We start from the raw sequence: 11,803 nt of genomic DNA on the forward strand, positions 1-11,803 counted from the left end.
CGGCAATGTCGGCCTGCGTCACACCGTCGCCAACGCGCTGAAGCTTTGCGAAGTGGCCGGCGTCGACGTGCCGGTCTTCGCCGGCTGCCCGGTGCCGTTGGTGCACGAGGCCGAAGATGCCGCCTATGTGCATGGTCTGGACGGCTTCGGCGATACCGGTTACGCGCCGGCGGCGAAGCGGGCGGAATCGGAACACGCCGCGATGGCGATCATCCGGTTGGCGCGCGAGCATTCCGGGAAGCTGCTGCTGGTCGCCCTGGGGCCACTGACCAATCTCGCGCTGGCCGTGCGCCTGGACCCCGAACTGCCCGAACACGTCGGGCGCTTGGTGATCATGGGCGGCGCGGTGACCGGGCAGGGCAACACTTCGGTGCCGGCGGAGTTCAACATCGGTTTCGACCCCGAAGCGGCGGCAGTCGTTTTCCGCGCCTTCCCGCAATTCGACCTGGCGGACTGGGAAGCGGTGCTGCGGCACGGCTTCCTGCACACCGATTTCGCCGCCTGGCTGACCGGTGGCGACCATCGCGCCCGGTTCTACGACAGCATTTCGCTGAAGACGCGGGCCTGGTCCGAAGGCAAGCGCGGCCTGCACTGGCATTCGGCCGACGCCCTGGCCATGGCCGTCGCATTGGCGCCGGAGGGCATTGCCCAGGCCGAAACACGGCACGTCGCCATCGAAACCGAGGGCAGGCTGTCGCGCGGGGCCACCGTCGTGGATTGGGCCGGGCGAAATGACCAGGCCGCCAATGCCCGCATCGCCCTGAGCTACGACCAGGCCGCGTTCGAGGCCAGGATCCGTGGGGCCCTGGGCGCCTGAGTCGCCGGGCGGCTTGCGCGCAGGCCCGTACGCCCGCTAGAATGGTCGTCTTTCCCTAAAGATTCCCGGGCCTTTCCCATGAAAGCCGATATCCATCCGAACTACCGCGACGTCGTGTTCCAGGACGTCACCGCCAGCTTCGCCATCCTGACCCGCTCCACGCTGGCCAGCAAGGAAACCGTGAAGTGGGAAGACGGCAAGGAATATCCGCTGATCAAGGTGGAAATTTCCTCGGCTTCGCACCCGTTCTACACGGGCAAGCAGAAGGTCGTCGACACCGGCGGCCGCGTCGACAAGTTCCGCAAGCGCTACGCGAAGTAATCGCCGCGGGGCGACCCGCACGCCAGCGCAGCAGCGACGGCCGCCTCGGCGGCCGTCGTCGTTTCTGCGCGCCGCGTCGGACTTCCGGCGATTTCTAGACTCACTCGCCTAAAGCTCCTATGCGATAATTGCCGCTTGGCTGCGGCCTTCCGGCCCAGCGACTGGACGATTCCAGCGGCGCCGCCAGCCGGCCCGCCCGATTGCAAGGAGCCTGCCGTGACTGCGAACAAGAGCGTGATGTTGAACGCCGGCGATAAGAACGTCGAACTGCCCGTCAACAGTGGCACCCTCGGCCCGCCGTGCATCGACATCGGCAAGCTCTACAAGGAAACCGGGCAGTTCACCTACGACCCCGGCTTCATGTCGACGGCCAGCTGCCGTAGCGCCATCACCTACATCGATGGCGATGCCGGCGTGCTGATGTACCGCGGCTATCCGATCGAGCAGTTGGCCAAGCAGTCCAGCTTCCTCGAAGTCAGCTACTTGCTGATGAACGGCGAACTGCCGAACAAGGACGAGTTCGCCAAGTTCGAGCACGAAGTCACGCATCACACGATGATGCACGAGGCGTTCCGCACCTTCCTGTACGGCTTCCGCCACGACGCGCATCCGATGGCGATGATGACCGGCATGCTCGGTTCGTTGGCCGCCTTCTATCACGGCGACCTGAACCTGGAAGACCCGGAGCAGCGGCGTCTCGCGGCGATCCGCCTGCTGGCCAAGGTGCCGACGATCGCGGCGGCCTGCCATCGTTATTCGATCGGGTGGCCGATCCGTTATCCGCGCAACAGCCTCGAATACGTCGACCGCTTCCTGCACATGATGTTCGAAGTGCCGAGCGAGCCGCTCGAGCTGAACCCCGTCGCCGCCAAGGCGCTCGATCTGTTGTTCATCCTGCATGCCGACCACGAACAGAACGCCTCGACGTCGACCGTGCGTCTGGTCGGCTCGACCGGCGCAAACCCCTACGTTTGCGTCGCCGCCGGCGTGGCTGCGTTGTGGGGGCCGGCGCATGGCGGCGCCAACGAGGCCGTGCTGCAGATGCTCAACGAGATCGGCCGTCCCGAAGACGTGGGCAGGGCCGTGGAAAAGGCCAAGGACAAGAATTCCGGTTTCCGCCTGATGGGCTTCGGACATCGCGTCTACAAGAATTTCGATCCGCGCGCGACCATCATCCGTGAGATGTGCCACAAGGTGCTGGCCGACCTCGGCGTGAACGATCCGCTGCTGGAAGTGGCGATGCGCCTGGAAGAGGCGGCGCTGAAGGACGACTACTTCATCCAGCGCAAGCTCTACCCGAACGTCGATTTCTATTCCGGCATCATCTACAAGGCGCTGAAGATCCCGACCGAGATGTTCACCGTGATGTTCGCCATCGCCCGCACCGCCGGCTGGATCAGCCACTGGCTCGAGCAGCAGAACGATCCGGAGAACAAGATCGGTCGTCCGCGCCAGATCTACACCGGCGCCGATCGCCGCGAGTACGTGTCGATCGACAAGCGCTGATCCGCCTGGAACGGATGCAAGAAAAACGCCCCGCATCGCGGGGCGTTTCCTTTTTCGCGCGACGCCGGCGAAACCGCAGTCCGCATCAGAAAATGTCGAAGGACTCTTCTTCCTGCGCGCTGTCTTCGGTATGGAAGCCGCTGGTCAGCGTGCGGTCGTAATCTTCCTGCTTCATGTAGTCCTTCAGCGCGCCGGGCGTGCCTTCCGGCAACAGGCGGCCGGTGCTGGGGCTGATGTAGACGGTCAACAATCCCGTCGGTGGCACGGCTTCCAGTACCGGAACCTCTTTCAAGGCGCTGCGCATGTAGTTGATCCAGATCGGCAACGCCGCCTTGCCGCCGTACTCGCGGTAGCCGAGCGATTCGAAGTTGTCGCGCCCGACCCAGACCGTCGTGACGAGGTCGCCGCCGAAGCCCGAGAACCAGGCGTCGCGATGGTTGTTGGTCGATCCGGTCTTGCCGCCGATGTCGGCGCGCTCGAGCACCTTGGCCGCCGTCGCGGTACCGCGCAGTACGACATCCTTCATCAGCGAACTGGTGAGGAATGCGGTGCGCTCGTCGATCGCGCGCGGCGCCAGCGCCAGTTCCGGCGGACCGACGAACGCGGGGTCCGTCGCGACCGGCTTGGCGGCGGGGTCGGCGGCGGGCTTGGCGCGTGGGCCGGCAGCGCTGAAGTCGAAGCCGTCCACGATCACGCTGCTGTTTTGCTCGGTGCTCAGGCGTTCGCCGCAGGCGCGACAGGCGCGGCGCGGATGGGCCACCGAAATCGCGACGCCGTTGCGATCGACGATACGGGCGATGAAGTAGGGCTCGACCAGGAAACCACCGTTCGCGAACACGGTGTAACCGCGCGCGACCGACATCGGCGTCAGCGACGCCGTACCGAGCGACATCGACAGGTTGGGCGGCAGGCTCTTCAGCTCGAAGCCGAATTGCGTGATGTACTTGCGGGCGAAATCCACGCCGATGGCGTCGAGCAGGCGCACCGACACCAGATTGCGCGATTGCACCATCGCTTCGCGCAGGCGCATCGGACCGGCGAAGGTCGCGTTGTCGTTCTGCGGACGCCAGACATGACCCTTGCGATCCTTGAACACGACGGGCGCGTCGAGCACGATGCTGGCCGGCGTGTAGCCGCGTTCGAAGGCCGCCGCATAGACGAAAGGCTTGAAGCTCGAGCCCGGTTGGCGCTGTGCCTGGGTGGCGCGATTGAAACTGCTGCGCCAGAAGCTCAGGCCGCCGACGAGCGCGCGCAAGGCGCCGTCTTCCGGCTGCAACGACACCAGGGCCGCCTCGGCCTTGGGCAGTTGCGCGACCTCGTAGCGCACGGCGCCCTTGTCGGCCGGCTTGGACTCCGGTTTGGCGGCCTCTCCCGGTTTTGCCGGTTTGGCTTGCGGCTCGATGGTCAGCACGCGGACCACGTCGCCGCGCTTGAGCAGGACCGATGGGCTCTTGCCCGTCCAGCGGGTCGCCGCAGCGTCCAGGGAAAGCCGCTCGCCGCTGCGCAGGATCACGTCGGCGCCGTTGGCGCCGACCTGGGTGACCAGGGCCGCCGGCAAGCCGGGCACCAGCGAATAAGCCTTCAGGCGCGCGCGCAATGCGGCCTCATCCTCGTTCGGTGCGAGCGCCAGCTGCGCTTCTGGGCCACGCCAGCCATGCCGGTGGTCGTATTCCATCAGGCCGTCGCGCACGGCCCTCTCGGCGGCGAGCTGGTCCGCACTGGCGACGGTCGTGTAGACGCGAAAGCCCGAGGTCTCCGACTCTTCGCCGTAGCGGGCCTGCATGCTCTGGCGCACCATCTCGGCCAGGTAGGGCGCATTGAGTTCGACCTTGGGCTCATGCGGGCTGGCGTGGCCGGGCACGGCCCGGGCCTGCTGTTCCTGCGCCGGCGTGATGAAGCCGACTTCGCGCATGCGCTGCAGCACGTAGTTGCGGCGGATCAGCGCCCGCTCGGGATTGATGATCGGATTGCCGCTGGACGGGAACTTCGGCAAGGCCGCCAGCGAAGCGGCTTCGTCGAGGCTCAGCTGGTCCAGCGTCTTGCCGTAGTAATACTCGGCCGCAGCGGCCACGCCATAGGAACGATTGCCGAAGAAGATCTTGTTGAGGTACAGCTCGAGGATTTCGTCCTTGGTGAGCGTGCGCTCGATCTTCAGCGCCAGCGCCATTTCCATGAGCTTGCGGCTGTAGCTGTACTCCGTGCTCAGGTAGAAGCCGCGTGCGACCTGCTGGGTGATGGTGCTGCCGCCCGGCACGCGTTTCATGTCGGTGGTCAGGATCAGCCAGACGGCGCGCGCGATCCCTTTGAAATCCAGGCCCTGATGCTTGTAGAAGCGGGCGTCTTCGATCGCGATGAAGGCCTGCTTCACGTGCAGCGGAATCTGCTGGATCTTTACCGGATAGCGGCGGGTTTCGCCGAACTGCGCGATCAGCTTTTCGTCGCGCGAATACACGCTCAGCGGCACTTGCATGGCCACGTGGCGCAGCTCCTGGACATCGGGCAGGCGGGGGGCGACCAGCCGATAGACGACGCCTATGGCGACCGCGCCCAGGGCCAGGAAGACCAGGGCCAGGTACATCAGGCGGCGCAGCCAGCGACGGATTCCGGCCATCCAGGGCCTCTACTCGTTTACTTCGGGCGGGACCGGGAGTATAGAACGAGGCTGGGGAAGAACCGTGCGGAGCGGCCGGAGAGAGGGCAAAAGCGCGTAGGAATAAGGGCTTAGGGATCGCTTGCCGGGGGGAGGGCGGCCGAAATCGGTGGGGGGCATTGCCATTTCGGAAAATTTCGTTATTTAATGTAACGGCGCACAAATAGCGTGTAAGCGCCCGTGGCAAGGGGAGAAACCGTGGGTCTTTTCGGAACTACCAAGACACCGCTGGTCGGCGTGGACATCAGCTCCACGGCGGTCAAGCTGCTGCAACTCACCGAAAGCGGTGGGCGCTACCGGGTCGAGCATTACGCCGTCGAACCGCTGCCTCCCAATGCCGTGGTGGAAAAGAACATCGTCGAAGTCGAGGCGGTGGGCGAAGCCATCAAGCGCGCGGTCAGCCGATCCGGCACGCGCGTCAAACACGCCGCGGCTGCGGTCTCCGGCTCGTCGGTGATCACCAAGATCATCCCGATGCAGGGCGATCTCGACCAGGACTCGATGGAAGACCAGGTCCAGGTCGAAGCCTCCAACTACATTCCGTACCCGATCGAGGAAGTCGCGCTCGACTTCGAAGTATTGGGGCCGGTCGCGAATAGCCCGGACATGGTCCAGGTGCTGCTGGCGGCGTCCCGCCAGGAGAACGTCGATATCCGGCAGTCGGCTCTCGAACTGGGCGGCATCCCCGCGAAAGTGATCGACGTCGAAGTCTTCGCGATGGAAAACGCCTTCAAGCTGGTCGCCGACCAGTTGTCGGTGCCGCGCGACGCGATCGTCGCGCTGGTCGATATCGGCGCGACCATGACCACGCTCAACGTGCTGCGCAGTCAGCGCAGCATCTACACGCGCGAGCAGGTGTTCGGCGGCAAGCAACTCACCGACGAGGTGATGCGTCGTTACGGCCTCAGCTACGAAGAAGCCGGCCAGGCCAAGCGCCAGGGCGGGCTGCCGGAAAGCTACGAGGTCGAAGTGCTCGATCCGTTCAAGGAAGCGCTGGTGCAGCAGGTCAGCCGCCTGTTGCAGTTCTTCTATGCCGGTAGCGATTTCAACAAGGTCGACCAGGTCGTGCTGGCCGGCGGCTGCGCCTCGATCGCCGGCATCGCCGGCATGGTCGAAGAGCAGATCGGCGTGCCGACCGTGATCGCCAACCCGCTTGCGAACATGGCGCTCGGTCCCAAGGTGCAGGCGCACGCCCTCGCCCAGGACGCCCCGGCGCTGATGATCGCCTGCGGCCTGGCCCTGAGGAGCTTCGACTGATGGCCAGAATCAATCTATTGCCGTGGCGCGCCGAGCGGCGCAAGCAGCGCCTGCAGGAGTTCTACTCCATGCTGGGCATGGCGGCCCTTGCCGGCGCCCTGATCAGCCTGATGATCTGGCTGTACTACAGCGGGCAGATCGAGGGGCAGAAGAACCGCAACAACTATCTCAGCGAGCAGATCAAGGTCGTCGACAAGCAGATTGCCGAGATCAAGGAACTGGACAAGAAGAAGGAACGCCTGCTGCGGCGCAAGGAAGTCATCGAGGAACTGCAGGCGAGCCGATCGCAGATGGTGCACCTGTTCGATGAACTCGCCCGCACGATCGCCGATGGCACGCGCATCACCGCCATCAAGCAGAGCGGCCAGACGCTGACGCTCGAGGGGCGCGCGCAATCGAACGCACGCGTGAGCAGCTACATGCGCAACCTCGACGCCTCGGGCTGGATGGGCAAGTCCGACCTGTCGATCATCGAGGCCAAGAGCGGCGACAAGGGCCTGCCCTACGAGTTCACACTGAAGGTCTCGCTGAAGAATCCCAGCGATCAGGCGGCCAAGGCCGCCGACGAGGCTGCGGCGGCCGCTACCGCCGCGCCCGCGGACGGCACGGCGCCCGCCACGACGGCACCGGCTGCGGCCGCTCCTGCCACGGCGCCGGCTCCGACCGCGACGCCGGCGGCTGAGAGCCAGTCGCCCGCCGCCCCGACGGGAGGGGAAGCGAAATGAGCAACAAGATCGATCTCCGTAATCTCGACACCAGCAATCCGGCCAGCTGGCCCTTGCCGGTCAAGTTGGGTGCCTGCCTGATTCTCATCGTGCTGATCGTCGGTGCGGTCTGGTACTTCGTGGTTTCGCCGCAGCGCGAAGAACTCGAAGCGCTCGAGCGGACCGAGAAATCCCTGCGCAGCGAATTCGAAGAGAAGCAGGGGCGCGCGGCCAATCTAGAACCGCTCAAGCAGCAGCTGGCGCAGATGGAGCTGATGCTGCAGCAGATGCTGCGTCAGTTGCCGAGCAAGAACGAAATGCCCGATCTGATCGTCGACGTTTCGCAGACGGCGCTGGCCTCCGGCATCACCAACGAATTGTTCCGCCCCGGTCGCGAATCGCCCAAGGAGTTCTACGCCGAGAAGCCGATCGAGCTGCGCATGGTGGGCACCTACCACCAGTTCGGCGCTTTCGTCAGCGGCGTGGCCTCGCTGCCGCGCGTGGTCATCATGACCATGCACGATATCTCGCTGCGCCCGCGCGGCGGCGACAACTCGCTGGTACTGGAAGGTACGGTCAAGACCTATCGTTATCTTGACGAAGAGGAAGCTGCGGAAGCCGAACTGGCGGCCAAAGGGGGCAAGAAATGAGCGCTGGCCAGAGCAAGCATCTGCGCAACCTGACGCTCGCGCTCGCCGCGGCAACGGCACTGGCGGGCTGCACGAGCAGCACCCGCGAGGTCGAAGCCTGGGTCGACGAGGTCAGGGCGCGCCCCGCACCGCCGCTGGATCCGCTGCCGGTGATGAAGCAGTTCGAGACTTTCGAATACACGCCGGTGGGGCTGCGCGATCCGTTCAGCCTGCCCGAGCCCGACCGTAACGACGGGAACGGCAAGGGGCCCGACCCCGACCGTCGCAAGGAAGCGTTGGAAGCGTTCCCGCTCGACGCCCTCGACATGGTCGGCACGATCGGAACAGGGGGAGGCCAGATTGGCCTGGTGATGGCGCCGGATCGCGTGACTTATCGCATGCGCGTCGGCAACTACATGGGTCAGAACGACGGCCGGATCATCGGGATCTACGAGGACCGCATCGAGCTGGTCGAACTGGTACCTGACGGGGCGGGTGGCTGGCTTGAACGCCAAGCCAAGATTGCCCTAGATGACAATTGATTGGGGGATAGCACGATGACCGCAATGAAGCAGATCGGCGAAAGCAAGGGGCTCTTGCACGCCCTCCGAACGGGCGCGGCGACCCTGGCGCTCATGGCCGTCAGCGGCTACGCGCTGGCCTCCAACGTGCTGCAGGACGTCCGCTATGCGGCGGCGCCCGGCGGCAAGGTGGATATCACGCTGCAGTTCTCCGGCCCGGTCGGAGATGTGCAGGCGTTCACCACCGATAGCCCGCCACGCATCGCCATCGACCTGCCCGGCACCACCAACGGCATGGCGACCCGCCGTGTCGTGGTAGGAACCGGCGCAACCTCGGCCGTGTCCGCGGCGGAAGCGGCGGGCCGAACCCGGGTGGTGGTGGACCTGTTCCGCCCGGCCGGTTACACGACGCGCAGCGCCGGCAACCTGCTGGTGCTGACGGTCGATGCGGGTAGCCCCGCCGCAAGCGCCGGCACGGCCATGGCGAACAACGGCGACCCCGCAAAGCGCATGGTCAGCACGCTGAATGTCGCCAACATCGATTTCCGGCGCGGCGACAACGGCGCTGGCCGGGTCATCATGCGGTTCGACGGCGATGGCGCTGCCACCGACATGCGCAACGAGGGTTCGCGCATCGTGGTGGACATCGGCAACGCCAACCTGCCCGAAAACCTGCGCAAGGCCCTCAGCGTCGCCGACTTCGCTACCCCGGTGACGACGCTCGAGCCGAAGTCGAACGCCGGCGGGACGCGACTGGTGATCAACACCAACGGCTCTTTCGAGAGCATGGCCTACCAGACGGGCAAGGAATACATCGTAGAAATCTCGCCCAAGCGCGGCAGCGTGATCGCCGGCGCTCCCGGCGGCGCCATGCGTTCGGCGGGTGCCATCGGCGGCAGCGTGCTCGGCACGCAGCGCTATACCGGCAAGGCCGTCACCTTCAACTTCCAAGACGTGCCCGTCCGTACCGTCCTGCAGTTGATCGCGGAAGAGTCCGGCTTGAACGTGGTCGTTTCCGATTCCGTCGGCGGCAACCTGACCCTGCGCCTGATCAATGTGCCCTGGGACCAGGCGCTGGACATCATCCTGCGCGCCAAGTCGCTGGATAAGCGCAAGGACGGCAATGTCGTATGGGTCGCGCCGCAGAAGGAGTTGTCCGACTACGAGCAGGCTCGCGAAGACGCCCGCATCGGCCTCGAACTGCGTGCCGAAACCGTTACCGAGTACATTCCGGTCAACTACGGCAACGCTTCCGACCTGGCCGAGCTGCTGACGGACGCCAAAAAAGCCGCTGGTAGCAGCGGCGGCGCTGGCGAGAACCGGAGTCGCGGCATCCTGTCGCCGCGCGGTTCGGTGACGTTCGATACGCGCACGAACACGCTGATCGTCACCGACATCCCGAAGAAGATCGACGAGGTCAAGCAGCTGCTGGCGCTGCTCGATCGCCCGGTCGACCAGGTGCTGATCGAAGCCCGCGTCGTCGTGGCCGACGAGAACTTCGCCCGCGACCTCGGCGCCCGCATCGGCCTGACCGATACGCATCCGAACTCCAACGGCAACACCACGACCTCGGGCTTCGACATCAATCTGCCGATCGCTGGCGCCGCAGGTGTGTTCAACCTGAGCATCCTGCGCAGCAGCTCGCAGCTCGATCTCGAGCTGTCCGCCCTGGAGACGGAGGGCCGCGGCGAGATCCTGTCCAACCCGCGCGTGATCACCAGCAACCAGCGCGAAGCGATCATCAAGCAGGGCGACGAAATCGGTTACGTCACCACCACCAACAACAACAACGGCCAGACTCAGCAGGCGCAGTTCAAGGAAGCGCTGCTCGAGCTGAAAGTCACCCCGACGATCACCCAGGACGGCCGCGTCTACCTGACCCTGGCGATCAAGAAGGACGACGTGAAGGCGATCGAGGCCGGCGGCGTGCCGTCCCTGAGCCGTCGCGAAGTCAGCACGGCGGTGCTGGTCGACAACGGCAATACGGTCGTGGTGGGCGGCGTGTACGAGTTCAAGTCGCGCGACGACGTGAACAAGGTGCCGTGGCTCGGCGACGTGCCCTTCCTCGGCAATCTGTTCAAGAAGCGCGAGCGCGGCCACACGAAGGCCGAGCTGCTCATCTTCGTGACGCCACGCGTGCTGCAGACCGCGCGGCGCTGAACAGTCGGTTGTAGCGATAGCACGGGGCCGCGATGCGGCCCCGTGTTTTTTCCGGGTAGTGGCGAGTCAGGGGGCTTTCCATGCGAATCACGCTCAAAGCGGGTGATGTGCTCTTCCACGAAGGCGACGAACCCACGACGGCGTTCCTGATCGAACAGGGACAAGTGGAAGTCAGCGCCCTGCAACACGGGCAGAGGGTGGTCTTGAGCCATCTCGGGTCGGGCGATCTGCTCGGCGAGATGGCGGTGATCGACGACGCGCCGCGCACCGCCACCGCCACCGCCATCAGCGAGAGCGTGCTAATCCCGATCGATCGCACGCAGATCAGCGAGCGCCTGGCCGAGACCGATCCGATCATCCGCTCCCTGCTGGAAGGGCAGCTCAAGCGCTACCGCGGCGCCCTGGCAGCGCTGCAAGGCAAGCGCCACGAGCCGAGTTCCGGCGAAACCCCCTCCGAGCAGCTCGGCGTCAGCAAGATCCGCCTGGAGTCGCAGCTGCGCGAAGCCCTGAACAACGAAGGGCTCGACGTGCGCTATCAGCCCCTGTTGCACGTGCGCAGCGGCAAGATCGCCGGTTACGAGGCACTGGTGCGTTGGACGCATCCCGAGCGCGGTCCGATTTCGCCGGCCGAATTCGTCGCATTGGCCGAAGAGACCTCGTTGATCGTGCCGATCGGCGAGTACGTCTTCGACGCCGCCTGCAAGGCGGTGAGTCGTTTCATCGCCGCCGGTGCCGATCCGCAGCCTTTCATCGCCGTCAATGTCTCGGCGCGCCAGCTCGGCCAGCCCGAACTCATCGAACGCATCGTGGAACGCGTGGATAAGGCGGGCTTGCCGCGCAACAGCCTGAAGGTGGAGATCACCGAGAGCCAGGCGTTGAACTATGAACTCGTCGCCGGCGTGATCGCGCTCTGCCATCAACACGGCATCCAGGTCGCGCTCGACGACTTCGGCACCGGTTATTCGCACTTGACGCACCTGCACAAGCTCGCCTTCGACACGATGAAGGTCGACCAGGCGTTCACCCGCAGCATGCTCGTCGATCCCCGCTCGATGGCGATCGTCGAAGCCATCGTACGCATGGGCAAGGCGATCGAAGCCGACATCGTCGTCGAGGGCATCGAGACGCAGGAGATGCTCGATGCCTTGCGTCGTCTCGATTGCGACTATGCCCAGGGTTATCTGATCGGTAAGCCGCAGACCATCGAGGAGCTGCTGGCCAGGCAATGACCGTCGCCG

At 65.2% G+C, this 11,803-nt stretch carries 10 protein-coding genes; 9 read left to right on the forward strand and 1 reads right to left on the reverse strand.

The window, feature by feature from the left end; all coding sequences use genetic code 11:
• From QM707_RS02000 to QM707_RS02010, 3 genes are all read left to right on the forward strand, one after another.
• Positions 1–817, forward strand: an 817-nt coding sequence (locus tag QM707_RS02000) for a nucleoside hydrolase (protein WP_415000203.1), incomplete at its 5' end; no start/stop codon positions are given.
• Positions 818–895: 78 nt separating this feature from the next.
• Complete coding sequence (locus QM707_RS02005) at positions 896–1,138, forward strand: type B 50S ribosomal protein L31 (protein WP_415000204.1); 243 nt, start codon at positions 896–898, stop codon at positions 1,136–1,138.
• A gap of 237 nt (positions 1,139–1,375) precedes the next feature.
• The gene (locus QM707_RS02010) at positions 1,376–2,644 is read left to right on the forward strand and encodes a citrate synthase (protein WP_415000512.1); all 1,269 of its coding nucleotides are present in this window, start codon (positions 1,376–1,378) and stop codon (positions 2,642–2,644) included.
• An 85-nt stretch (positions 2,645–2,729) separates the two neighbouring features.
• Here the strand turns inward: QM707_RS02010 and QM707_RS02015 are convergent, their stop codons facing one another.
• Positions 2,730–5,255, reverse strand: coding sequence for a penicillin-binding protein 1A (locus QM707_RS02015; RefSeq protein WP_415000205.1), 2,526 nt, complete (start codon positions 5,253–5,255; stop codon positions 2,730–2,732).
• 237 nt (positions 5,256–5,492) lie between these two features.
• Here QM707_RS02015 and QM707_RS02020 point away from each other — a divergent pair, with 237 nt between their 5' ends.
• From QM707_RS02020 to QM707_RS02045, 6 genes are all read left to right on the forward strand, one after another.
• Complete coding sequence (locus tag QM707_RS02020; protein WP_415000206.1) at positions 5,493–6,551, forward strand: pilus assembly protein PilM; 1,059 nt, start codon at positions 5,493–5,495, stop codon at positions 6,549–6,551.
• Positions 6,551–7,276: a PilN domain-containing protein gene (locus tag QM707_RS02025; protein WP_415000207.1), complete on the forward strand. Its 726-nt coding sequence runs from the start codon at positions 6,551–6,553 to the stop codon at positions 7,274–7,276. Before QM707_RS02020 ends, QM707_RS02025 begins: the two co-directional genes overlap by 1 nt.
• Positions 7,273–7,905, forward strand: a complete 633-nt coding sequence (locus QM707_RS02030; protein WP_415000208.1) for a type 4a pilus biogenesis protein PilO — start codon at positions 7,273–7,275, stop codon at positions 7,903–7,905. Before QM707_RS02025 ends, QM707_RS02030 begins: the two co-directional genes overlap by 4 nt.
• The gene (locus QM707_RS02035) at positions 7,902–8,426 is read left to right on the forward strand and encodes a pilus assembly protein PilP (RefSeq protein WP_415000209.1); all 525 of its coding nucleotides are present in this window, start codon (positions 7,902–7,904) and stop codon (positions 8,424–8,426) included. Before QM707_RS02030 ends, QM707_RS02035 begins: the two co-directional genes overlap by 4 nt.
• A 15-nt stretch (positions 8,427–8,441) precedes the next feature.
• Positions 8,442–10,565 carry a type IV pilus secretin PilQ gene (pilQ, locus tag QM707_RS02040; RefSeq protein ID WP_415000210.1) on the forward strand — a complete coding sequence of 708 codons (2,124 nt, stop codon included), beginning with the start codon at positions 8,442–8,444 and terminating at the stop codon, positions 10,563–10,565.
• An 80-nt stretch (positions 10,566–10,645) separates the two neighbouring features.
• Entirely contained in the window at positions 10,646–11,794 is a 1,149-nt protein-coding gene (locus QM707_RS02045; protein ID WP_415000211.1) for an EAL domain-containing protein, read from the forward strand.
• The last annotated feature ends 9 nt before the right edge of the window (positions 11,795–11,803 follow it).

It is taken from the genome of Arenimonas sp. (assembly GCF_047602345.1).
GTDB lineage: Bacteria > Pseudomonadota > Gammaproteobacteria > Xanthomonadales > Xanthomonadaceae > Arenimonas.

Bases quoted from the DNA above. Each gene is read 5' to 3' on its own strand.
- QM707_RS02010 (WP_415000512.1), top strand. From the start codon at position 1,376: ATGTTGAACGCCGGCGATAAGAACGTCGAACTGCCCGTCAACAGTGGC.
- pilQ (WP_415000210.1), top strand. From the start codon at position 8,442: ATGACCGCAATGAAGCAGATCGGCGAAAGCAAGGGGCTCTTGCACGCC.
- QM707_RS02025 (WP_415000207.1), top strand. From the start codon at position 6,551: ATGGCCAGAATCAATCTATTGCCGTGGCGCGCCGAGCGGCGCAAGCAG.
- QM707_RS02030 (WP_415000208.1), top strand. From the start codon at position 7,273: ATGAGCAACAAGATCGATCTCCGTAATCTCGACACCAGCAATCCGGCC.
- QM707_RS02005 (WP_415000204.1), top strand. From the start codon at position 896: ATGAAAGCCGATATCCATCCGAACTACCGCGACGTCGTGTTCCAGGAC.
- QM707_RS02045 (WP_415000211.1), top strand. From the start codon at position 10,646: ATGCGAATCACGCTCAAAGCGGGTGATGTGCTCTTCCACGAAGGCGAC.
- QM707_RS02035 (WP_415000209.1), top strand. From the start codon at position 7,902: ATGAGCGCTGGCCAGAGCAAGCATCTGCGCAACCTGACGCTCGCGCTC.
- QM707_RS02015 (WP_415000205.1), bottom strand. From the start codon at position 5,255: ATGGCCGGAATCCGTCGCTGGCTGCGCCGCCTGATGTACCTGGCCCTG.